Source organism: Streptomyces sp. NPDC059247 (assembly GCF_042754005.1).
Taxonomy (GTDB): Bacteria; Actinomycetota; Actinomycetes; order Streptomycetales; family Streptomycetaceae; genus Streptomyces.
This window is the reverse complement of record NZ_JBHYZW010000001.1, coordinates 440,110-462,464: the sequence shown is the minus strand read 5'-3', so window position 1 is coordinate 462,464 and position 22,355 is coordinate 440,110. Positions and strand designations below refer to the sequence as shown.

Below are 22,355 nucleotides of genomic sequence, written 5' to 3'. Positions count from 1 at the left end.
CGGGGCGCGCGCCGGGGGCGACCGGAGAATGGAGTGGCCGCCGGGGTGCGCCCGGCGCGTTCCCCCCGCTCCCGAAAGCACAGGCACATCAGGATGACCACTTCCCAGGCCCACGACCGTGTGCGGCTCGTCTTCTCCCTGTTCGACGCCGACGGCAACGGCGCCATCGAGCCCGCCGACTTCACGCTGATGGGCAGCCGGGCCGTCGCCGCGGTGCCGACGGCGGACGATGCCGCGACCGCGCGGCTGCTCGGCGCGTTCCAGCGGTACTGGAAGACGCTGGAGACCGAGCTGGACTCCGACCGCGACGGGCGGATCAGCTACGAGGAGTTCGAGGCGGTCGTCCTCTCCCCCGAGCGGTTCGACGACACCGTGGACGAGTTCGCCGAGGCGCTGGCCGCGATGGGCGACCCGGACGGCGACGGTTTCGTCGACCGCCCGGAGTTCCTCGCCCTCATGACCGCGATCGGTTTCGAGCGGCCCAACATCGAGTCCCTCTTCGACGCCTTCGAGCCGGTCGACGGCGACCGCATCCCGGTGGCCACCTGGGCGGACGGCATCCGTGACTACTACCGGCCCGAGAAGGCCGGGATCCCCGGCGACCGCCTCACCGACGGCGCCTCCCGGTGACCCGCGTCGCCCCCCGGAGCGCCGACGGCGAGTTACCCGCCGCGAGGCCCGTGGTCGGGCTCGCGGTGGGCCGGGGCACCGGTCCCGAACTCGCCGACGTCTTCGAGCGGGTGCTCGGCGCCCTCACCTCCGGGCTCCCGCGCGGCGGCGCGGAGATCGTGCGCTCCCCGCGCCTCTACCACTCGTACGTCTCGCTCCGCGCGGAGCCGGACACCGTCCGCGTCCGGGAGCTGACGGAACGGGACGCGGAGCACTACGAGCGGTTCTGCCGCGAGCTGGCCGGGAGCGGCGTCCCGGCCGTCTTCCGCACGGCGATCAACGCGCAGTCCCTGTACCTGGTGCGGCAGCGGCTGCGCACCGTGAAGGTGGACCTCCTCACCGAGGGACCGGCCGCACTGCTGCTGGTACGGGACCAGGCGCAGGGTTTCTACACGGGTGAGAACCAACACTCCCCCGGCGAGATCGTCCGCACGACGACCTTCAGCCGGGAGGTCACCGAGGCGGTCGTCGGCTACGCCCTGGAGAGGGCGCGGCGGGAGTGGCCCGCCGGAGGCCCCGACCGGATCGTGCTCGCGTACAAGTTCCATCTGCTCGACGGTGTGTTCGACACCTGGGTGGCCGAGCTGGCGGCCCGGCTCGGGGTGCGGATCGAGGTGTTCCAGCCGGACACGGTCAACCGCAACCTCCTCGCCCACGGTTTCCCTGACCGTACGCTCCTGGTCGCCGGGAACGAGTGGGCCGACATCATGCACGTCGTGCTGCTCGACCGGTTCGGCTCGGACCGGCAGGAGAACCGGTGCACGGAGAACGTCTTCCTGGGGCCCGGGGCGGGCGGCCTCGTCGAGTACCAGACGGTGCACGGCTCCGCCGACGACCTGGCGGGCCGGGACCTGGTCAATCCGGTGGCGACGGTCCGCGCGGCGGCCCTCGTCGCGGAGCGGCACTGCGGGGCCGCCGGTGCCGCGCGGGCCGTGGAGACGGCCCTCGGCGTCCTGGCCGGGCGGGGTGTGGGCACCCCCGACCTGGGCGGCGGGCACACCACGACCGCCGTGGTCGACGCCCTGCTCGACACCCTCGACGCGCCGGGGGCGGTCGCCGCTCCGCACTCGACGGCCCTGGTCGGCGGGGCGTGACCGGGCCGTCCGGAACGGCCCTGGTCGTCGTGGACCTGCAGAACGACTTCTGCGCGACCCCGACGGCACGGGCCCGTTTCCCCGGCGATCCCGCCGTCCTTGACGCCGCCGTCGCCGGTGGCGTCCGGGCCGTGGAGACGGCCCGGCGGCGGGGCGTGGAGGTCGTCTTCGTACGCTTCCTCGGCGACACCGCGCACCAGGGCCCCAGTTGGCGGTGGCGCGACCGGCGGCTGGGGAAGCGGCCGAAGTGCCTGGAGGGCTCCCCCGGGGCGGAGTTCCACGCGGTGGCCCCGGTGGAGGGGGAACGGGTCTTCACCAAACGGGCCGCCTTCGACGCCTTCCTCACCGAGGGCTTCGAGCGCCACCTCGCCGAACGGGGCATCGGACACCTGGTGTTCGCGGGGCTGTTCGCCGACGTGTGCGTGGACTCGACCGCCCGCACCGCCTTCCAGAAGGGCTTCCACGTCACCGTGCTGACCGAGTGCACCACCTCGCTGCACCTTCCGTACGACATCGTCCTCCGCTTCATGCGGGTCCTCTACGGCGCCCGGACCACCACCGCGGACGACCCGGGGGCGTGGACGACACCGGAACCGGTCGCGGGGGCGGGACACGGGGACGGGCCGGACGCCGGACCTCCGGCCGCGTCGGTCTCCGGGGACGGGGCTGCCTCCGAGGACGGATCTGCCTCCGGGGGCGGGCCGGGCATCGAGGGCGGATCGAGCGCCGGGGCCCTGTCCGGCGCCGGACCCGCGCCCTCCACCCGGCCCGCGATCTCCACGCGGCCCGCGTCCTCCATCCCACTCGCGTCCTCCGCACGGGCCGCGTCCGTGGCCGCAGTCCGCTCCCGGCCGGAGGAGGCGGTATGCCCGTCGCCGCAGGGCTGACCGCCGGTGTGGCGGTGGGCGTGGCCCGGACGGCGCTGCTCGTGGCCGCCGCCCGCGCCATCGAGACCCATCGCCCTGACGCCCTGGCCACGGACCCGCTCGCGGAGCACTTCGTCCGCGCGGCTCCGGCGTCGGCCGACTGGCCGGTCCACCCGGACCAGGTGCCGCTGGGGGCCGCCGATCCGCTCTGGGGCCGCCTCGGCCGGTACTTCGGGCTGCGCACCCGCGCCCTCGACGATCATCTGCTGGACTCCGTACGGACGGGCGTCCGGCAGGTGGTGATCCTGGGCGCGGGTCTGGACACCCGGGCGTTCCGCCTCGGCTGGCCGCCCGGGTGCACGGTCCACGAGATCGACACCGGGGAGGTGCTCGCCTTCAAGCAGGAGGTGCTCGACCGGGCCGGGGCCGCCCCGGTGGCCGTACGCCGACCGCTCGCGGTCGATCTGCGGGACGACTGGGAACAGGCGCTGCTCGACTCGGGCTTCTCCCCCACCGCCCCGACCGCCTGGCTCGCCGAGGGACTGCTGCTCTATCTCCCGGCCGGGGCCGAGCGGCGGCTCGTCGCCACCGTGGACCGGCTGAGCGCGGCCGGAAGCACCCTGGCGTACGAGATCAAGGAGGTCGCGGAATCGCCCGGGGTGCGCGCGAACCCGGTGTACGCGGCGGCCCGCGAACGTCTCGGCATCGACCTGCTGTCCCTCTTCGACACCCGGCCCCGACCGGACTCGGCCGGTGAACTCGCCCGGCGTGGCTGGACCGTGGAGGTCCGCAGGCCGTACGACTTCACCGTCCTGCACGGCCGTGGCCCCCTGCCGGAGCCGGACGACGCCCTCGCGGTCAACCGCTGGGTCTTCGCGTCGACCGGCTCCCGGCCCGTGCGCTGAGGCACGGCCCGGGGGTGCCTCAGTCCTCGCGCAGGGCTTCACGGATGGTGCCCTGGTAGGGGACGGCGGTGACGGGCACTCCGGCCGTGCGCGGGGCGGGCGGCAGACCGGCGAGCTGTTGGGTGGCGGCACGCAGCGGGGAGGCGGTGAGGTGGGCGGGGTCGGTCGTGGAGGTCCCGGAATCATCGCGGCGCGGCGCAGGAAGCGGCCCTGGGCGAGCTGGTGCGGTGGAACGAGGGCACGAGGACCCCGGGACGGGTCGGGCGATGACAGTCCACATCGTGGACGCGGGGGCACCGCCGGGGCCGTCCGTATCCGTATACGTCACGGTGCGCCGCACCAGATCGTCCGGAAACGGATCGCAGCCTGTCCGATCATGCGACCGCACTACCGCTACGGGCTCCGCCTCGGCAGCCCGATCGAGTCAGGGGCACGGTGGCACGCGCCGAAGGCGAGGAAGGGACTGTGGAGCAGGCGATGGTCGCCGCGTTCGGTGTCGGTGGTGGTGACCCGGGTGAGGAGCCAGCCGGGCGAGTAGAGGCAGACGGCATCGCGGACGCCCCGTCCGGTCAGGCCAAGGCCCTCGGTACTGCCGTCGCGGGGTGCCGGGCGAGCGCGGCGGACGTCCAGGACCGGGGGGCGGCCCAGCAGGCGAGACAAGTGCGTCAAAGGAATCAGGCGCTAAAAGAGCTGAGGTTCCCTTAGAAATGCAAGGCGGCGCGACGGCGTTCGAGAAGGTCGCGGACGAAGCGGCCGGGCGAGAACCAGGACTCACGGCCCGCGACCTGGAGTGCAGGGTCGACCAGAGGGGGCGACACTCTCCAGAAAGGTCCGGGCCCAGGGACAAGCCCCTCACGACACACGGGCCAGGCTCAGAGTCACGACTCAGGGCCAACAGCCAACCGCAGACACCGGTTACCCACCCGGCACTTCGACGGTAAACTCACCACCGCATCTGCCAGGACGGACCCGCGCCTCAAGACTTCCACAACAGCAAAGAACAAGCAAAGCCCTCCAAAAGACCCAGGTCACCAAGCCTGCTCCCCGCGCGAGCGGGGGTGTTCCGATGCCCGGGAGCTGGTTCCAGGTCTGGTGCAACTGCTCCCCGCGCGAGCGGGGGTGTTCCGAAACGGGGCCTGTCCCTTCGTCGACTTGGAACCTGCTCCCCGCGCGAGCGGGGGTGTTCCGACCCTGACGGCCGTCATGAAGGGGCTCCCCCGCTGCTCCCCGCGCGAGCGGGGGTGTTCCGGATCTGGACACGCGACGGCGCCGCGCCACCCGCTGCTCCCCGCGCGAGCGGGGGTGTTCCGGGGTCGGGGGTCTCCGGGCCGCTGGTACGGTTCTACTCCCCGCGCGAGCGGGGTGTTCCGCTGCGGGCGATGCGCGCGGGCGCCGCGTACGGCTGCTCCCCGCGCGAGCGGGGGTGTTCCGTGGACGACTTCACCCGGTGCGCTGCGTCCGGCCTGCTCCCCGCGCGAGCGGGGGTGTTCCGAAGGGCTAGCCCTTCCCGCAGTCCGCTTCGTGCTGCTCCCCGCGCGAGCAGGGGTGTTCCGAATGGTGGCTGCCCCGCCCTGCACGAGGACACCTGCTCCCCGCGCGAGCGGGGGTGCTCCGATGATCCGTTTGCCGGAGGCGGTGGGCGGGGTCTGCTCCCCGCGCGAGCGGGGGTGTCCCGCAGTCGGAGAGTCGTGATGAACGCCCCGGACGCTGCTCCCCGCGCGAGCGGGGGTGTTCCGCGCGGCGTCCTCCAGCTGAACCCGTGGCTCACCTGCTCCCCGCGCGAGCGGGGGTGCTCCGATCCGCAAGGGGGCCCGGGTTCGGGACACCACCTGCTCCCCACACGAACAGGAATGCTCCACACACGGACGGCCCGAGGCAGGGCCTCCCCGACATGGGCTGCGGCCCGCCCACGGTCGGCGGGCATCGACCGGTGTACCCGCGCCGACGGTGCCGCGGGCTGCCGCCACGGGCGACTCCCGCACCGCTCCGTCAGTGGCGTGGGCGCCTCGCGGCGGCCGGGCCCCGTCCCCGCTCGCAGCCGTGGCCCGTCGGTTCGTCCCGGGGGGGGGCCGACCGGAGCGTCCGGCACGACAATCCCGTCCCTTACACCGTACGGCCTCCGCCCGGAGGCGGCCGCGTAGGGGACAATGGGAGACAAGCGGTCTTCGGGTCCGGACGGCAGTCGCCCGGGCCCGACCGCCGCAGCCGACTGGTCCGATCCCAGGGAGGCTCGTCATGGTCCCGCTCCTTCTCGTCCTGCTGGTGATCCTGCTGCTCTTCGGTGGCGGTTTCGCCCTGCACCTCCTCTGGTACGTCGCCATCGCCGTGGTCGTCCTGTGGCTCCTGGGCTTCCTGTTCCGTGGCTCGGGTGGCCGCTGGTACCGCTGGTGAGCCCACCCCACCGGAGCCGTACCGGCCCTGAGCCGTGGCCCGACGACCCACCCGCCTTCGCCGCCCCTCCCCGAGGTCACACCGACGTGGCCTCCGACCGGCGCCACCGGCGTCCGCGCGGGCGGGGGTGGACCGCCCGGCCGAGTCGTCGGCCGAGGAGGAAGTAGCCGAGCAGCGCGCCCGTCGTGTTCAGCAGGGCGTCGTCGACGTCGAAGGCGCGGCCGGTGATGAGGGCGCCCTGGACCAGCTCCACGATCAGCATCGTGGCGGCGGTGAGCAGAGCGACCCGCACGGCGCCACGGGCCCTGCGGGAGAGCAGCGGCAGGAGGAGCCCGAAGGGGATGCCGAGGGCCACGTTGCCGCCGAGCTGCTTCACGGTCTCCACGAACCCGGGCTGGTGCAGATAGGCCCGGATCGAGCGGCCCGGCGTGAGGTTGTCGTGGGTCAGCGGTACGGACGCGGGCGACTCCCCCAGTGTGAGGCGGGCGAGGACGACGGCGAACGCCACCATCCCGGCGAGGGCCAGTACGGCGACCAGTGCCCGGACCGTCCGGCCCGGACCGCTGCGGACCGGCCTCGTGTTCCTCGGCGGGGCCCCGTCCGCCTCGGGAGGGGACAGTACGCCTCCGGAGCGGTCCGCCGGGCCCGTCGTTGCCGTCGTGTCCGTCGTGTCCGCCGTGTCCGCCGTGTCCGCCGTGTCCGCCGTGTCCGCCGTGTCCGCCGTGTCCGCCGTGTCCGCCGTGTCCGCCGTGTCCGCCGTGTCCGCCGCCGCGAGACCCTTCCCCCTCGCCGGGCGAATCCCCCTCACCCCCCGGCTCCCCTTCACCGCGCGGGGCGCCTTCGCCGCGCGGAACCGCGCCACCGCCCCGCCCGCCTTCCCCGCCGTGCCGTCCGTCGCCTTCTCCGGCCGTCTCCGAGGTCCGCCCCAGCTGATCATGTGGTCACCACTCCTTCGCGGGAGAGCTTTCCGACGGGCGTCGCCTACCCGGGTGCGGAGCCTTCATTCCGCGCCTCTCGGTGCGGCCCGGCAGCGTCCCACCACAGACCTCTCGCACCTCAACAGTCCGCATTTACAAGGATGTTGGGCATGAGTTTCCGAAGAGAGGGCAACAGGCGACCATGCGAGAAGACACGGAGAGAAGACGCTCGTCCCTCCCGCGCCGAGAGCGCGGCGGGCGCCGATGGCCCCTCGCCGCCATCGCCCTGCTCGCCCTGGCCGTCGTACTCATGACGGTCGGTCAGCTCCTGCGTCTCCCCGGTATCGACGTGTTCGGGACCGAGGTCAAGGACCGGTCCGGGCCCGCCGTCCTGAAGTCCGTCCAGGACATGAAGCGTTACGAGGGAGCCGCCGGGACCTACCAGGTGGTCGTGGACCTCGAACACGACGCGAAGTTCCTCCCCGCCGCGATCCGTGGCACCCGCACCCTCTACGTGGCGACCGGCAGCGTCGGCGCGTACGTCGAACTCGGCGGCCTCGGGGAAGACGCCGTGACGGTCGACGCGCGGCGGACCACGGCGACCCTGCGCCTGCCGCACGCCCGCCTGGCCGCCCCCGCGCTCGATCCCGGACGCTCGTACGCGGTCTCCAAACAGCGCGGACTGCTCGACCGGCTGGGCGACTTCTTCTCGGACAACCCGGCGAGCGAGCAGGCGGTCAACATCCTGGCGGCGCGCCACATCGGCGAGGCGGCCGAGGGTTCGGACCTGACGTCACGGGCGGAGCGGAACACGACCGCCATGCTCCAGGGGCTGCTGCGCGCACTCGGTTTCGAGCGCGTCACCGTCACATACGTCTGACACCGGGCCACCGTCGGCCTCGCTCCCCCCACTCCTTCCGAACCCGTTGACGCATTGGTCCAGACCTTCTACGTTATGGGGCGTCCTGACAGAAGGCGGTGCCCGGTCCGCGCACCGGTTCCGCCTCGCTCACCGGGCTGCCTTCGGCCGGGCACACGTTGGCGTACGCGCACGGTTCATCTCACCCCTGTACCACCCCACCACCACAGGGAGAACCATGTTCCACTGGCGCAAACCACTCCCCGGAGACAGAGCACTCCCCGGCGCCCGGACGGCGGCACGTCCGCCCGGCTCCGGCGCCCCACGACGACGGCTGCGGCGGCGTCTCGCCGTCCTCGGCACCGCCCTGCTGCTGCCGGTCGCCGGGCTCACCGCCCTCGCGGCGCCCGCCCAGGCGGCCGGCACCCTCACCGCGTCCTTCAGCACCCAGGACAACGGCTCCTGGTGGAAGGGGACGTTCATCGTCCGCAACACCGGTACGGCCCCGGTCAGCGGCTGGACCCTGGAGTTCGACCTGCCCGCCGGGGTGACCCTGTCCGGCAACTACAACGGCGACGCGACCGTGTCCGGCCGCCATGTGACCGTCAAGAACGCCTACTACAACGCCAATGTCCCGGCGGGCGGCACCACCGAGCCGTACAGCTACTGGTTCACCGCGTCCGGCACCCCCGGCGCCCCGACCGGCTGCACGGTCAACGGCGACAAGTGCGACGGCAGCCCCGACGTCCCGCCGACCGCCCCCGGGGCGCCGAGGGCCACCGCGGTCACCGCCGGCACGGTCGCGCTGACCTGGACCGCCGCCGGCGGCGGCGACCACCCGGTGGCCTCCTACGAGGTGCTCAACGGCTCGGCCACCGCCGCCACCGTGACCGGCACCTCCGCGATCGTCACCGGTCTCACACCGGCCACCGCCTACACCTTCACCGTCCGCGCCAAGGACGTCCGGGGCAACACCGGACCGGCCAGCGCACCGCTGTCCCTGCGGACCGTCGACCCGGCGACCGACCCGACACCGCCCACGGCGCCGGGCAACCTCCGCTCCACCGGCAGGACCGCCTCCACCGTCGGCCTGGCCTGGGACAGGTCCACCGACAACGTCGCCGTGGCCGCCTACGACGTCTACCGGGGCGCCGTACTCGTCAAGTCGGTGGGCGCGGACACCCTGGCCGCCACCGTGGAGGGGCTCTCCCCCGCCACCGCGTACGGCTTCACCGTCAAGGCACGGGACACCGCCGACAACCGGTCCCCCGCCTCCAACGCCCTGACCGTCACCACCGACGACGTGGCGGGCGCGGGCCGACAGCTCAAGGTCGGCTACTACGCGCAGTGGGGCATCTACGGACGCCAGTACTTCGTGAAGAACCTCGACACCTCCGGCTCCGCGGCCAAACTCGACGTCATCAACTACTCGTTCGAGAACATCGACCCGCAGAACCTCACCTGCCAGGCGGGCGTCACCAAGGGCGTCTCCGGCAACCCGCAGGACCCCGACGAGGGCACCGGCGCCGGTGACTCGGACGCCGACTACGCCCGTCCGATGTCCGCCGCACAGTCCGTGGACGGCGTCGCGGACGACGGATGGGGCAAACTGCGCGGAAACTTCAACCAGTTGAAGAAGCTGAAGGCCAAGTACCCGAAGCTGAAGGTCGTCGTGTCGCTCGGCGGCTGGACGTACTCGAAGTTCTTCTCGGACGCCGCCGCCACCCCGCAGTCACGGGAGAAGTTCGTCAAGTCCTGTGTCGACGTGTGGATCAAGGGTGATCTGCCCGTCTACAACGGCGCGGGCGGACCGGGCACCGGGGCCGGGATCTTCGACGGCATCGACATCGACTGGGAGTGGCCGGGCTCCGAGGGCCACCCGGGCAACCACTACGGTCCGCAGGACAAGGACAACCTGACCGCGCTGCTCGCGGAGTTCCGCAGGCAGCTCGACGCGCTCGGCGGCGAGCACAAGCTGCTGACCGCGTTCACCCCGGCCGACCCGGCGAAGATCCAGGCGGGCTGGGACATCAGCCGCATCTTCGAGTCCCTCGACTTCGCCAACGTGCAGGGGTACGACTTCCACGGCGCGGGCAGCGACAACTCCTGGGAGCCGAACCGCGTCGGCCACGGCTCCAACCTCTACACGGACACCCAGGACCCGTACCCGTTCCACTTCAGCGTCGAGAACGCCGTCAAGGTCTACCTCGACGCCGGAGTCAGCCCGCGCAAGCTCAACGTGGGCTTCCCCTTCTACGGGCGCGGCTGGCAGGGCGTCACCGACGGCGGAGTCAACGGCGAGTGGCAGAGCGCGACCGGCGTCGCACCCGGCCAGTTCGACACCGAAGCCGGTGTCCGGGGCTACAACAACCTGATCACCAGCTTCCCGAACATGGTCGTCCGCCACGACGAGCAGTCGGTGTCGACGTACGGCTACACCGGGCCGGGCGGCCAGTGGTGGTCCTTCGACGACGCCTGGTCGATCGGGAAGAAGACCGCCTGGATCAAGTCCAAGGGCCTGCTGGGCGGCTTCGTCTGGGAGATGTCGGGCGACACCCCGAACGGCCAGCTGATGACCGCGCTGGACAACGGTCTGAAGTAACGGGGCGTCACGGCACGGCCCGACTCGCGCACAGGGCAGGGCGGACGGTCGCCAGACCGTCCGCCCTGCCCCACCCCCACAGGACCCGACAGGCCGGAGAGGCCGGACAGGGGCCGGACACGCCCGAGAAGCCCGCCCGTCCCCGCCCGCACAGGCCCGAGAAGCCCGCCCGGAGCGATGCGCCCGGCGCTCCCGTGCGGTCACGGCAGTCTGAAGGGAAGCTCCATCCCCTCCAGCGCGTCGGCGCACGCGCAGTCCCGCGCGGTCTCCAGAGTGCGGGCGGTTTCGAGCACGAGGCCCTTCAGTCGTTCGGCGTTCGCGGAGAAGGCGCGGAACACCTCCTCCTGGGAGACGCCGTTCCCGCGCTCGACCCCGGCGTCGTAGTCGGTCACCAGGGCCACCGAGGTGTAGCAGAGGGCGAGTTCCCGCGCGAGCACGGCCTCGGGATGCCCCGTCATGTTGACCAACGACCAGCCCGCACCGGCGAACCACCGCGATTCGGCCCGGGTCGAGAAGCGCGGGCCCTCCACGACGACCATCACCCCGCCGTCGTGGACGTCCTCCCCCCGCTCGCTCGCCGCCTTGAAGACGGCGGCCCGCCCCCGCTCGCAGTACGGGTCGGCGAAGGAGACGTGCACCGCGCCCGTGTCGTAGTACGTCTGCGCCCGCCCCGCCGTACGGTCGACGAGCTGGTCCGGGACCACCACACGGCCGGGGGCGAGGTCGCCGCGCAGCGACCCCACGGCGCAGGGCGCGAGGACCTGGCGGACACCCATCGACCGCAACGCCCAGAGGTTCGCGCGGTAGTTGATGCGATGCGCGGGCACGCCGTGGTCAGCTCCGTGCCTCGGGAGGAAGGCCACCCGGCGGCCCTCGACCACACACACGGTCACGGCGTCGGACGGCGGGCCGTAGGGAGTGGGGACCTCGCCGCGCCACCACGGCTCCAGCAGCTCGTAGAAGCCGCTCCCCCCGATGATCCCGATCTCGGCCGACGGGCGGGGGCCGCCCTCCTCGGACCGGTCGCGTCGCTCGTCTCGCTCCTGCATGGCGCGGGGCCTCCGTCTCGTTCGGCGGCCGTCGCACGGTCGCCCTCGTCTCGTCCGTCGATGGACAACGACCGGGCAAGGAAAGAGGGATCGGGGTGACGTCTCACCGCTTGGGCGGGACTTCCAGCGGCGGCGCCGGAAGAGCCGTTCCCGTACCGCTCTCAGGGGCGCGCGGCCGGTTCCGGTTCCGGCCGCGCGCCCGCACCCGGGCCGCGCCGAGGACCACCAGCGCGGCCGTTCCGTACGCCACCGTCGCCGCGTCACCGCCCACCAGGTACGCGACCGCCCCGGCGAGCGCCACGCCCAGCCACTCCCAGCGGCCGTCCAGGGCGACCAGGGCCACGAGGAGGAGCGCGTACCAGGAGTAGCCGGGAGTCATGAGGAGGAAGGCGGCACCCGTCGTCGACAGGGCGCCCTTCCACGGGCGTTCGGGGTCACCGCGCCACCAGACCGTGAGCGCCACCGCCGTCATGGCGAGGGCGACCACCGGCAGTGCCCACGCGTCGGGCAGGAAGAGCCGCAGCAGCAGGTACCGTCCGCCCGCCGAGGCGTCGTCGTACCCCTCCTCCTGGGCGTAGCCGCCGAGATAGCCGAGGACCGAGCCCCGCGAGAGAAGGACGTACGGGAGGTAGAGCGCGCCGACCGTGGCGACGGCGGGCCCCACGACCCGCAGGACCGCGCTCGGGCGGCGCGCCCCCGAGAGGGCGCCCGGGAGCAGGACCGCGGGCAGCATCTTCGCACCGATCGCGAGGCCGAGCAGTACGCCTCCGGTGACGCGTCGGCGGGCGACGACAGCGAGGGCGGCGACCGAGAACAGGACGCCGAGGACGTCGACATGGGCGTTGTCGACGGCCTCGACCGGGACGGCGGGGCACCAGGCCCAGAGCGCCGCCCGCCACGGGTCGCCGCGCCCGCGCGCGACGAGGACCAGCAGTCCGGTCACGGCGAGGGCGAGCAGGGCGCCGCCCGTCTGGAGCGCCTTGTGCCGGACGTCCCCGGGCGACAGCCCGTGGACCAGCAGGAACCAGCCCTCGGCGGCCGGGGGGTAGACGGTGTGCACGGCGGGCCGGTTGATACGGGTGCAGCCGCCGTCGGCGAGCGGCACGAGGTCCTTCGTGGACGCGCAGGCGCCGCCTTCGGGGAAGAGCCAGCGGTCGCGGAGTCCCGCGAGCTCCGGATCGGCGGGAGCGTGGTCGTACGGCGAGGTCCCGGCCGCCTGCACCCTGCCGTCCCAGGCGTAGCGGAAGGAGTCCGTACTGGTACGGGGAGCGGCGGCGAGACCGGTGAGGGTGACCGCGACCGCTCCGGCCAGGACCAGGGGGACGACCGCGCGGGCGGGCACCCGCCGCAGGACGGCCACGGCGACCGCGTACAGCGCCCAGCATCCCGTGTACCCGGCCAGGAGGACACCGCCGTCCGCGTCGCCGCGCAGCAGCACGACGAGGGCGGCGGCCAGCGAGGCGAGGAGGAGGACGGCGAGGAGCACGGCGCGGCGCGGGGCGAGGAGCACGGGACGGGTGCGGGGCATGGGCGCAGCCTGACAGCGGACGGGGCCGGGGCCGGGGCGACCCGTCGTGGCGTTCGGGTTTCGTAAGGTGTCGCGGAGCCCGCCCGGCCGCCCTTACCGGTGTCATGGACGGCATGACACCTCGTATGCCCGGACGGCTCCGTCCCCCGGCGGGTGCGCTCCGGCCGCCCGAGTTCACCGGCCGTCTGCACGACGCGCGCACGGCGACGGCCGTCGGCCGCTGGCTCGGGGCCGCGTTCGCGGTCTGCTTCCTGACCGGCCTCGTCAGCCACTACCTCCAGCATCCGCCCGACTGGCTCGCCGACCGGCTGCCCGCGCGGCCGGTGTGGGGCTACCGGCTGACGCAGGGACTGCACGTCTCCGCCGGTCTCGTGGCGATCGTGCTGCTCCTGGTCAAGCTGTGGACGGTCTATCCGCGGCTGTTCGCCTGGCCCCCGGTCCGGTCCGTGCGCCACGCCCTCGAACGGCTGTCCGTCGCGGTCCTGGTCTCCGGCGCGCTGTTCGAGGTGCTCACCGGTCTGCTGAACATCGTCCAGTGGTATCCGTGGCCGTTCTCCTTCGTCCCGGTGCACTTCGCGGTGGCGTGGGTCGTGGCCGGTTCGATCCTGCTGCACCTCGCGGTCAAGGCACCGGAGATCAGGGCCCATTGGCGGCGGCTGTCGCCCGGGACGCTCGCGCTGCCCGCCGAGGACGTCCGCGACCGGCGCTCGCTGCTCCTGGGGACGGTCGCGGCGGCGGGTGTGGTGACGGTGACGACGGTCGGCCAGTCCCTCACTCCGCTGAAGTCCCTCGACCTGCTCGCGCCCCGGCATCCCGACCACGGCCCGCAGGGGCTGCCGGTGAACCGGACGGCGGCGGCTGCCGGAGTGTCGGCGGGGGCGCTGGGCGGGTGGCGTCTCGAAGTCGTCGGTCCGCGTCCGTACGACCTGAGCCTCGACGGGCTGTCGGCGTTGCCGCAGACCCGGGTGCGGCTGCCCATCGCCTGTGTGGAGGGCTGGAGCGTCGAGGCCGAGTGGACCGGGGTGCGGGTCCGCGAACTGATCGAGCGGGCGGGCGGACGGCCGGGGGTGGACGGCCTCAGGGTGACGTCCCTGGAGGTCGCCGGGTCCTACCGGGTGATGGAGATGGGCACGGAGTACGCCGAGGATCCGCTGACCCTCCTGGCGCTGGGGCTCAACGGGCGGCGGCTCTCCCTCGACCACGGCTTCCCGGCCCGGATCATCGCCCCGAACCGGCCCGGGGTCCTCCAGACCAAGTGGGTCCACCGGCTGGAGGTCCGGTGAGCGCGACGAACCCGGCCCGGTACGTGCTCGGCGGGTTCGGGCTCGCTCTGATCGGTCTCGGCGGGTGGCTGGTGGCGGACCAGCCGGCCCCGCTGGGCGTGCTGGTGTGGCTGGCCGGAGCACTGGTCCTGCACGACGGGATCATCGCCCCCGTGGTCCTCGCCGTGGGCCTGCTGCTCGCGGGGCGCGCCGGGCGCGGCCTGACGCGCGGGGCGCTGGTCGTCGCGGGGACCGTGGTCCTGGTGACGCTCCCGGCGCTCCTCGCCCCGCGCCCCGCGCCCAATCCGTCGGTGCTTCCCCTGCCGTACGGGCGCAACCTCCTGATCGTGCTGGCCTGCGTGGCCGTGGTGACGGGTGTGACGATGCTGGTACGGCGTCAACGTCGGCGGGGCGGGACGGGGCCGGGTTCGCCCGGGGTGGAGGCCGAGGCCCGGACCGAGCGGACGACGGACGGCTGAGACCCGAGCCCAGCGAGGCGGGGCGAGGCGAGGGACGGAGCAGGCGGGGGCGGAGGCGGGCACGACGACCCGCCTCAGACCCAGGACCAGACCCAGGACCAGACCCAGGACCAGGCCCAGGCTCAGGACCAAGTCCAGGACCAGTGGTGCACGGCCGCACCCGGCGCAGGCACGAGGGACGGCGGGGCACGACGACCCGCCTCAGGCCCACGACCAGCCCCGGCCCCGCTCCCACCCACGCCCAGCCACGCCCAGGCCCACGCCCGGCCCCGGCCCCGATCCCACCCACACCCGCACCCGCACCCGCACCCGCACCCGCACTCAGCAGAGCACGTTCACGCCCGTCCCCGGCGCGAGGGCGAGGAAGGTCCGGCCGGTCACCGTCCAGGTCTCGGACACCGACCAGCCCGTCCCGGACGCGAGGGCCGACAGGGCCCGGACGCCCACCCGGGCCCAGGGGAACGGGGTGCCGAGACCGCCGCGGCCGTCGTCCACCCGTACCTCGCAGCGTTCGTCGACGTCCACCGGGGCGCATTCGGCGAGGACGAGGCCGGTGCGGGAGGTGACCCGCCGCAGTCGGCGCAGCAGCGCGGCCGGGTCGCCGCCGATCCCGGCGTTGCCGTCGATGAGCAGCACGGTGTCCCAGCGGCCCTCGGCGGGCAGCGGGTCGAAGACCGACCGGCACAGGGCCGTGCCGCCGAGCAGTCCCGTACGGGTCACGGCCTCCGGGCTGATGTCGATGCCCAGGGCGCGGCGGCCCTCGGCCGCGAGGGCGGCGACGAGCCGCCCCGGGCCGCAGCCGATGTCCAGGACCGTGCCGTGGCACCGGTCCAGGACGGAGCGGTCGGCGGCGTCCGGTGCCTCGCACCACCGCTCGACCTCCAGGGGAAGCAGCCAGCCGTCGTCCCTGCGCAGGAAGAGGGGGCCCCGGCCGGTCCGCAGGGCCTCGGTGTACGCGTCGGCCCGCCAGGTCGTCGTCGCGGTCACGCGACCGCTCCCGCCGGGTCCGGGCGGGGCGTCAGTTCGGCGTGGCGGGCCGCGAAGCGCGTACCGGGCGCCTCGGCGGCCACGTGCCGCGCGTCCTCGGCGGTGTCCACGTCCCGCAGGACGGGCAGGACGCCGGTCCTGAGCCCCGCCGCCCGCAGCCGCGCGTACTGGGCGGCTCCGGTGTCCGGCCGGGACATCGGGACGCCGAGCAGGAGTCCGGGGTCGGGCGCGGCGAGCCCGAGGCCCCAGAAGCCCCCGTCCGCCGCCGGGCCGAACCAGGCGTCGTGCTCGTCCCATTCCAGGGCGCGGCACAGCAGCTCCGGGGTGAGCTGCGGGGTGTCCATGCCGACGAGGAACGCGGGTCCCGCGCAGGCGCCGAACGCGGCGGCGAGCCGGGCGTCCAGCCCGCCCGTCGTCTGGGGGACGACGGTGAAGCCGGGCGGCAGCCACGGTCCGGGGGTCCCGTCGAGGACGAGGACGTGACGGGTCGCGGGGACGGCGGCGACGGCGGCGAGCGTGTCGGCGAGGGCCGCCTCCGCTAGGGCGGCGGCCTCGTCCGGGGTGAACGGGGGCGTGAGCCGGGTCTTCACCCGGCCCGGCAGCGGCTGCTTCGCGATGACGAGAAGGGCGGTCACGCCCGGCCCCCGCCCGCCGCCGCCACCGGCTCGTCGAGCACGCGCCGCATGTCGTGCACGGCCTGCCAGGTGCCCTTCCAGGTCCCGGTGACCTTGGAACGGCCCTCCCGGGGCGCGTACGGCACGTCGACCTCGCGCACCTTCCATCCGGCGTCGGCGGCCCTGACGACCATCTGGAGCGGGTAGCCGCTGCGCCGGTCGGAGAGCCCGAGGCCGAGGAGCGCCTCGCGCCGGGCGGCCCGCAGGGGCCCGAGGTCGCGCAGCCGCAGCCCGGTGCGGCGGCGCAGCAGCCAGGACAGGGCGAGGTTCCCCGCGCGGGCGTGGGCGGGCCAGGCGCCCCGCGCGGTGGGCCTGCGCCGTCCGAGGACGAGGTCCGCCGCGCCCTGGGCGACCGTGCCGACCATGCCGGGCAGCAGCCCGGGGTCGAGGGAGGCGTCGCAGTCGCAGAAGCAGACGAACTCGGCGTCGGAGGCGAGCAGTCCGGCGTGGCAGGCGGCGCCGAAGCCGCGCCGGGACTCGTGGACGACGGTGGCCCCGAGTTCGGCCGCGAGCGCGGCCGAGCCGTCGGTGGAGCCGTTGTCGACGACGATGGGCCGCCATCCGGCGGGGACGCGGGCGAGGACCCAGGGCAGGGCCCCGGCCTCGTCGAGACAGGGAAGGACGACATCTACGCTCATGGGTGTCACAGGCTCACCGTAGGAACCGCGGGGCCCTCCGGGGCCCTTCCACTCCTTACGAAACGCGGACGTCGTCCCGCGTACCCCCGGCTGGGCGTGGCCGTCGGCGCCCGGCGGGTGCCAGGCTGGCGTCATGAACGAGCACGGCGGTGCGGGGGCTCCGGCCCGGATCCTGGTGGTGGACGACGACCCGACGGTGGCCGAGGTGGTCACCGGTTATCTGCGGCGGGCGGGATGCGCCGTCGAGCACGCGGCGGACGGGCCCGAGGCGCTGCGGCGCGCGGCCCGCAGACCGCCCGACCTCGTCGTCCTCGATCTGATGCTGCCCGGTCTGGACGGTTTCGAGGTGTGCCGCCGACTGCGGGAGTCCGGGCCCGTGCCGGTGATCATGCTGACCGCCCGGGGCGACGAGGAGGACCGGATCACCGGCCTGGAGACCGGGGCCGACGACTACGTCACCAAGCCCTTCAGCCCCCGGGAGCTGGTCCTGCGCGTCGAGTCCGTGCTGCGGCGGACCGGGGCCACGGGCACCGCCCCGCCGCGTGCCGTGCTGCGCGCCGGGGCGCTCGCCGTGGACCCGTCGACCCGCAGGGCCACCCGGAAGGGCGCCGAGCTGTCCCTGACCCTGCGGGAGTTCGACCTCCTCGCGTACTTCCTCGCCCGTCCGGGGGCGGCGCACAGCCGCGAGGAGCTGATGCGGCACGTGTGGGGCTGGGACTTCGGAGACCTCTCCACCGTCACCGTCCATGTCCGCCGGCTGCGGGCCAAGATCGAGGACGATCCGGCGCGGCCCCGTTCCATCCAGACCGTCTGGGGCGTCGGCTACCGCTTCGAGCCGGGGCCCGAGGAGGACGGGGAGTGAAGGACGTCCTGCTCATCGCGGTCTTCGCCCTCGGCGGGGCCGTCTGCGCCGGAGCCATGGGGGCCCTGGTCCTGCGCCTCGTGCGGCACCGCTCCGTCGCCGTCTCCCTCACGGTGGTCGCCGCGGTCACGGTACTGGCGATGCTGGCCGGTACCCTCGCCGTCGCCCGGGCGATGTTCCTCTCGCCGCACGACCTGTGGGTGGTGACCGTCGTCGTCGCCATGGCGGCGCTCGTCTCCCTCGGCACCGCGCTGGTCCTCGGCCGCTGGGTGGTGGCCCGCAGTCACGCCCTGACCCGGGCGGCGCGGGAGTTCGGCGACGGCGGCCGGTTCTCGGCGCCCCGGGCGGCCGGTACCGCCGAACTCGCCGCGCTCGGCCGTGAACTGGCCCTCACCAGCGCCCGGCTCGACGCCTCCCGGCAGCGCGAACGCGCCCTGGAGGCCTCCCGCCGGGAGCTGGTCGCCTGGATCTCCCACGACCTGCGCACCCCGCTCGCCGGGCTGCGGGCGATGGCCGAGGCCCTGGAGGACGGGGTGGCCGCCGACCCGGTCCGCTACCACCGGCAGATCCGGACCGAGGTGGACCGGCTCACCGCCATGGTGACCGACCTCTTCGAGCTGTCCCGCATCCACGCGGGCGCGTTGACCCTCGTGCCCAGCCGGGTCTCCGTGTACGACCTGGTCGGCGACGCCCTGAGCGGGGCCGACCCGCTCGCCCGCGAGCACGGGGTGCGGCTCGTGGGGGCCGGGGTCGAGGCCGTCCCCGTCGAGGTGGACGGCAAGGAGATGACCCGGGTCCTGGCGAACCTGCTGGTCAACGCGATCCGCCACACCCCGGCGGACGGCACCGTCGCGGTGGCGGCCGAACGCAGGGACGGGGCCGTCGTCGTGTCCGTCACCGACGGCTGCGGCGGCATCCCCGACGAGGACCTCCCCCGCGTCTTCGACACCGGGTGGCGCGGCACCGACGCCCGCACCCCACCGGCGGGGGCGGGCCTCGGACTCGCCATCGTCCGGGGCATCGTCGAGGCCCACGCGGGCCGCGCCGAGGTGCGGAACGTGGCCGGGGGCTGCCGCTTCGAGGTGACGCTGCCCGCCGCGACGGGCTGAGAACGGCCCCCGGCACGGGGGTCGTACGGCGCTATCCGGCGACGGCCGGGGCCCGCTGTCCCGCCCGGGCGAACTCCGCCATCCCCTCGGTGAAGCCGACCTCCGGCCGCCAGCCCAGGTCCCGCCGCAGCCGGGCGGAGTCCGCGGTGATGTGCCGGACGTCGCCGAGCCGGAACTCCCCTGTCACCACCGGCGCCGGGCCGCCGTACGCGACGGCCAGGGCCTCGGCCGTCTCACCGATGGTCCGTGGCTCGCCACTGCCCGCGTTGTACGGGACGAGGCCGCCGGTCGGCGGTCCCGAGGCGGCTTCCAGGGCGCGCACGTTGGCGCGGGCCACGTCCCGTACGTGCACGAAGTCCCGGCGCTGACGGCCGTCCTCGAAGACGCGGGGCGCCTCGCCCCGGGCCAGCGCCGAACGGAAGAAGGAGGCCACGCCCGCGTACGGGGTGTCCCGGGGCATCCCGGGGCCGTACACGTTGTGGTAGCGCAGCGACACCGCCGTCCCCGCCACGGTCCTGGCCCAGGCAGCGGCCAGGTGTTCCTGGGCGAGCTTCGTCGCGGCGTACACGTTCCTGGGGTCCGCCGGGGCGTCCTCCGCCACCAGACCGGGAACCAGCTCCGATCCGCACCGCCCGCAGCGGGGTTCGAAGCGGCCCGCGGCGAGGTCCTCCGGTCGGCGCGGGTCCGGCCGGACGAGACCGTGCCGGGGGCACTCGTACCGCCCCTCGCCGTACACCACCATCGAGCCCGCGAGGACGAGCCGCCGCACACCGGTCTCCGCCATGGCCGCGAGGAGGACGGCGGTGCCCAGGTCGTTGCAGCTCACGTACTCCGGGGTGTCGGCGAAGTCCTGTCCGAGGCCGACCATGGCGGCCTGGTGGCAGACCGCGTCGACCCCGGTCAGCGCGGCGCGCACGGCCGACGGGTCCCGCACGTCCGCCCGGACGAACTCCGCCGCGGGCGGGTCCGGTGCGACCGGATGCACCCGGGGCAGCAGGGCGTCGAGGACGACGGGCTCATGGCGGGCCCGCAGCAGGGCGGTGACGATGTGGGAGCCGATGAACCCGGCTCCACCGGTGACGAGTACGCGCATGACCAGGACGCTACGGACCCGCTCCGGCCCCCGCGCCGGAGCGCGCCGGTCCGTAAGACTTCCGTCATCCGCCCGGACGGCCCGGTCGACCCGGCGGGGCAGGGCCCCGTACGGCCGACAGGGTCCACGGCGGAACCGGCGGGCCGCCGGGAAACCGGTGGGCCCGGCGGAGCGGTGCAGCGATCATGGACCGGACCCCGACCCGACCCGACCCGACCCGACCCGACCCGACCCGACGAGGAGACCTTCCCGTGCCCGTGCCCGCCGACCCGACGATCCTCCACCCGATGCCCGGACAGCCGCGCGTGGTGCTGCTCAGACCGCTGGTGAAGTCCCCGCTGATCGAGGTCGGGGAGTACTCCTACTACGACGACCCGGACGATCCGACCGCGTTCGAGACGCGCAACGTGCTCTACCACTACGGGCCGGAGAAGCTGGTCATCGGCAAGTTCTGCGCGCTGGGCACGGGGGTGCGCTTCCTCATGAACGGGGCCAACCACCGGATGGACGGCCCGTCCACCTTCCCGTTCCCGACCATGGGCGGTTCGTGGTCGGACCACTTCGACCTGCTGACCGGGCTGCCCTCCCGAGGCGACACCGTCGTCGGCAACGACGTCTGGTTCGGGCACGGTGCCACCGTGCTGCCCGGCGTGCGCATCGGCCACGGAGCGATCATCGGCTCCGGCTCCGTGGTGACCGGGGACGTGCCCGACTACGGGATCGTCGGCGGCAACCCGGCACGGCTGCTCCGCCTCCGGTACGACGCGGAGGACGTCGCCCGCCTGCTCGCGGTGGCCTGGTGGGACTGGCCCGCCACACACATCACCGACCACATCCGGACGATCATGTCGGGCACCGTCGCCGCCCTGGAGGCCGCCTCCCCGCACGCGTGACGCGCCGACGCGCCACCCCTGTACGGCTGTACGGCACTCCCCTCGGCTCCGGAGCCGTCGAGCGCTCCGACCGCCCCCGGAGCGCGCCCCGGACGGCGTCCGCACCGTCCAGGGCACCGGACCCCTCGCACGCGTCGGGCAGATGATCATCCCGGCGTCCGCCGGAGCGTTCCGACGAGCCCCTCGGGCACCGGAAAGCACCCCGCGGCTCACCCCGCGACCGGCGCCACATCACCCCGGAGCGCCCCAAGGGCCCCCGGGCGACCGGATCGTGTCCATCGGCCGCCCCATCCGGCCGTGACCTCGCACATGACGGGCACGCGTACGGCACACGCCCCTCACAGCGGCCGTTCCCGCCGGTCCCGTCCGGCCGTGAGGAATCGATTCCCCGCACCCTCTCGTCAACATTACGCAGAACATGCCGGGTTGAGATGATCTCCGGTGGTGAACAGGGGGCGCGCGGGGAGCACTGGACCGGCGCCCGCCACACCGCGCGCCGGGGGTGGATCTGTTGCTGTCCGTAGTTCCCAGACTCCATACTGTGATTGACGCCTAGGCCTGACCCCCGTGCCGAAAGCGCTCTCATCCGACCCGTCGTTCCTGTGAGTGAGGCGTGCCATGCCCTGGTTACCGACGCGAGAGGCACTGACCGTGGCCGTCCAGCCGGTCCTGCTGCTTGCCGTCGTCACCGTCTTCGCCCTCACCCAGTGGCGCGGATGGGAACCGGGCATGGCCACCTTCCTGTTCCAGTTCTCGGTGCTCGGCTTCCTCGTGCTGCTGGAGTTCCTGATCCCGTACGACGCCTCCTGGCGTCCGGACCGGCGGGAGTGGGGGTACTACGGTGTGTACTACGTCCTCACCGCCACCGGCGGGACGCTCGGGCAGAGCCTCGTGCTCCTCGGCGTCGGCGCGTTGGCGAATCCGCGTCCGCCGCTCCCCCTGTGGGCCGAGATCCCGCTGGCGCTCCTGATCGGCTCCCTCGCGAGCTACGCGGTGCACCGGGCAGGACACACCTACTCCTGGCTGTGGCGGCTGCACGGCGTGCATCACGTGCCGAGCAAGGTCAACGTCGCCAACAACGGCGTCAACCACGTCGCCGACGTCGTCATCTCCCAGGGGTTCGTCCAGCTCTCCCTCGCGCTGGTCGGCTTCTCCGAGCGCGCGGTCTTCGCCGTGGGGCTCTTCGTCGTCGCCCAGGGGTACTTCGTCCACGCCAACATCCGCGTGCGGCTCGGGCCCTTCAACCACGTCCTCGCCGGCCCGGAACAGCACCGGCTCCACCACAGCACCGATCTGACCGAAGCCGGTCACTACAGCTCCGACCTGGCCCTGTGGGACAGGGTCTTCCACACGTTCACCTGGCGCCCCGGCCGTGAGCCGGCGGCGGTCGGCCTGACCGACCCCCGCGCCTTCCCGGCCACCGGCCGCATCCTCACCACGCTCGTCCACCCCTGGCGCCGTTCCACCGGGTGACCGGG

General features: G+C 74.0%; 21 protein-coding genes and 1 CRISPR repeat array. Of the genes, 13 read left to right on the top strand and 8 right to left on the bottom strand.

Annotated elements, in window-relative coordinates; translation table 11 throughout:
• Positions 1-93: 93 nt before the first annotated feature.
• Genes ACFXGN_RS02025 through ACFXGN_RS02010 form a run of 4 tightly spaced genes read left to right on the top strand, consistent with a single transcriptional unit; the run spans position 94 to position 3,534 of the window.
• Positions 94-630 (top strand): EF-hand domain-containing protein, encoded by a 537-nt coding sequence (locus ACFXGN_RS02025; protein ID WP_384852097.1) that lies wholly within the window; start codon positions 94-96, stop codon positions 628-630.
• Positions 627-1,763, top strand: a complete 1,137-nt coding sequence (locus ACFXGN_RS02020; RefSeq protein ID WP_384852096.1) for an isocitrate/isopropylmalate family dehydrogenase — start codon at positions 627-629, stop codon at positions 1,761-1,763. Before ACFXGN_RS02025 ends, ACFXGN_RS02020 begins: the two co-directional genes overlap by 4 nt.
• Complete coding sequence (locus ACFXGN_RS02015) at positions 1,760-2,650, top strand: cysteine hydrolase family protein (protein WP_384852093.1); 891 nt, start codon at positions 1,760-1,762, stop codon at positions 2,648-2,650. Before ACFXGN_RS02020 ends, ACFXGN_RS02015 begins: the two co-directional genes overlap by 4 nt.
• A complete protein-coding gene (locus ACFXGN_RS02010; protein WP_384852091.1) occupies positions 2,629-3,534 on the top strand; it encodes an SAM-dependent methyltransferase in 906 nt (301 codons plus the stop codon). The genes ACFXGN_RS02015 and ACFXGN_RS02010 overlap by 22 nt, the downstream gene beginning before the upstream one ends.
• A gap of 393 nt (positions 3,535-3,927) precedes the next feature.
• On the opposite strand, the gene ACFXGN_RS02005 is transcribed toward ACFXGN_RS02010, so the two are convergent.
• Positions 3,928-4,194, bottom strand: a complete 267-nt coding sequence (locus ACFXGN_RS02005; RefSeq protein ID WP_384852088.1) for a hypothetical protein — start codon at positions 4,192-4,194, stop codon at positions 3,928-3,930.
• A gap of 377 nt (positions 4,195-4,571) precedes the next feature.
• A CRISPR array of direct repeats spans positions 4,572-5,387; the repeat unit is 24 nt; unit sequence CTGCTCCCCGCGCGAGCGGGGGTG.
• A gap of 382 nt (positions 5,388-5,769) precedes the next feature.
• On the opposite strand from ACFXGN_RS02005, the gene ACFXGN_RS02000 reads away from it, so the two are divergent.
• Positions 5,770-5,925, top strand: a complete 156-nt coding sequence (locus ACFXGN_RS02000; RefSeq protein WP_384852085.1) for a hydrophobic protein — start codon at positions 5,770-5,772, stop codon at positions 5,923-5,925.
• Between the two features lie 76 nt (positions 5,926-6,001).
• On the opposite strand, the gene ACFXGN_RS01995 is transcribed toward ACFXGN_RS02000, so the two are convergent.
• Positions 6,002-6,862: a VanZ family protein gene (locus ACFXGN_RS01995; protein WP_384852083.1), complete on the bottom strand. Its 861-nt coding sequence runs from the start codon at positions 6,860-6,862 to the stop codon at positions 6,002-6,004.
• Positions 6,863-7,044: 182 nt separating this feature from the next.
• Here ACFXGN_RS01995 and ACFXGN_RS01990 point away from each other — a divergent pair, with 182 nt between their 5' ends.
• A complete protein-coding gene (locus ACFXGN_RS01990) occupies positions 7,045-7,722 on the top strand; it encodes a DUF4230 domain-containing protein (protein WP_384852080.1) in 678 nt (225 codons plus the stop codon).
• Positions 7,723-7,939: 217 nt separating this feature from the next.
• Positions 7,940-10,303, top strand: coding sequence for a glycosyl hydrolase family 18 protein (locus ACFXGN_RS01985; protein ID WP_384852077.1), 2,364 nt, complete (start codon positions 7,940-7,942; stop codon positions 10,301-10,303).
• A gap of 200 nt (positions 10,304-10,503) precedes the next feature.
• Here the strand turns inward: ACFXGN_RS01985 and ACFXGN_RS01980 are convergent, their stop codons facing one another.
• Together ACFXGN_RS01980 and ACFXGN_RS01975 are read right to left on the bottom strand one after the other, a co-directional pair.
• On the bottom strand, positions 10,504-11,352 hold the full coding sequence (locus ACFXGN_RS01980) for an S-methyl-5'-thioadenosine phosphorylase (RefSeq protein ID WP_384852074.1): 849 nt from the start codon (positions 11,350-11,352) through the stop codon (positions 10,504-10,506).
• A 103-nt stretch (positions 11,353-11,455) separates the two neighbouring features.
• The gene (locus tag ACFXGN_RS01975; RefSeq protein WP_384852071.1) at positions 11,456-12,880 is read right to left on the bottom strand and encodes a glycosyltransferase 87 family protein; all 1,425 of its coding nucleotides are present in this window, start codon (positions 12,878-12,880) and stop codon (positions 11,456-11,458) included.
• Positions 12,881-12,993: 113 nt separating this feature from the next.
• Between ACFXGN_RS01975 and ACFXGN_RS01970 the strand changes: the two genes are divergently transcribed.
• Both ACFXGN_RS01970 and ACFXGN_RS01965 read left to right on the top strand, forming a co-directional pair.
• Positions 12,994-14,163, top strand: a complete 1,170-nt coding sequence (locus ACFXGN_RS01970; RefSeq protein WP_384852069.1) for a molybdopterin-dependent oxidoreductase — start codon at positions 12,994-12,996, stop codon at positions 14,161-14,163.
• Positions 14,160-14,621, top strand: coding sequence for a hypothetical protein (locus tag ACFXGN_RS01965; RefSeq protein ID WP_384852067.1), 462 nt, complete (start codon positions 14,160-14,162; stop codon positions 14,619-14,621). Before ACFXGN_RS01970 ends, ACFXGN_RS01965 begins: the two co-directional genes overlap by 4 nt.
• Before the next feature lie 321 nt (positions 14,622-14,942).
• Here the strand turns inward: ACFXGN_RS01965 and ACFXGN_RS01960 are convergent, their stop codons facing one another.
• Genes ACFXGN_RS01960 through ACFXGN_RS01950 form a run of 3 tightly spaced genes read right to left on the bottom strand, consistent with a single transcriptional unit; the run spans position 14,943 to position 16,920 of the window.
• Positions 14,943-15,608, bottom strand: a complete 666-nt coding sequence (locus ACFXGN_RS01960; protein WP_384852065.1) for a class I SAM-dependent methyltransferase — start codon at positions 15,606-15,608, stop codon at positions 14,943-14,945.
• Positions 15,605-16,243: a DUF2064 domain-containing protein gene (locus ACFXGN_RS01955; protein WP_384852063.1), complete on the bottom strand. Its 639-nt coding sequence runs from the start codon at positions 16,241-16,243 to the stop codon at positions 15,605-15,607. Before ACFXGN_RS01955 ends, ACFXGN_RS01960 begins: the two co-directional genes overlap by 4 nt.
• Positions 16,240-16,920 carry a glycosyltransferase family 2 protein gene (locus ACFXGN_RS01950; RefSeq protein WP_384852060.1) on the bottom strand — a complete coding sequence of 227 codons (681 nt, stop codon included), beginning with the start codon at positions 16,918-16,920 and terminating at the stop codon, positions 16,240-16,242. Before ACFXGN_RS01950 ends, ACFXGN_RS01955 begins: the two co-directional genes overlap by 4 nt.
• Positions 16,921-17,053: 133 nt before the next feature.
• On the opposite strand from ACFXGN_RS01950, the gene ACFXGN_RS01945 reads away from it, so the two are divergent.
• Both ACFXGN_RS01945 and ACFXGN_RS01940 read left to right on the top strand, forming a co-directional pair.
• Positions 17,054-17,782 carry a response regulator transcription factor gene (locus ACFXGN_RS01945; protein WP_384852057.1) on the top strand — a complete coding sequence of 243 codons (729 nt, stop codon included), beginning with the start codon at positions 17,054-17,056 and terminating at the stop codon, positions 17,780-17,782.
• Positions 17,779-18,891 (top strand): sensor histidine kinase, encoded by a 1,113-nt coding sequence (locus ACFXGN_RS01940; RefSeq protein ID WP_384852055.1) that lies wholly within the window; start codon positions 17,779-17,781, stop codon positions 18,889-18,891. The genes ACFXGN_RS01945 and ACFXGN_RS01940 overlap by 4 nt, the downstream gene beginning before the upstream one ends.
• Before the next feature lie 31 nt (positions 18,892-18,922).
• Here the strand turns inward: ACFXGN_RS01940 and ACFXGN_RS01935 are convergent, their stop codons facing one another.
• The gene (locus ACFXGN_RS01935; protein ID WP_384852053.1) at positions 18,923-19,984 is read right to left on the bottom strand and encodes an NAD-dependent epimerase/dehydratase family protein; all 1,062 of its coding nucleotides are present in this window, start codon (positions 19,982-19,984) and stop codon (positions 18,923-18,925) included.
• Between the two features lie 251 nt (positions 19,985-20,235).
• Between ACFXGN_RS01935 and ACFXGN_RS01930 the strand changes: the two genes are divergently transcribed.
• Positions 20,236-20,877, top strand: coding sequence for a CatB-related O-acetyltransferase (locus ACFXGN_RS01930; RefSeq protein WP_384852050.1), 642 nt, complete (start codon positions 20,236-20,238; stop codon positions 20,875-20,877).
• 618 nt (positions 20,878-21,495) lie between these two features.
• Positions 21,496-22,350, top strand: a complete 855-nt coding sequence (locus ACFXGN_RS01925; RefSeq protein ID WP_384852047.1) for a sterol desaturase family protein — start codon at positions 21,496-21,498, stop codon at positions 22,348-22,350.
• Positions 22,351-22,355: the final 5 nt, after the last annotated feature.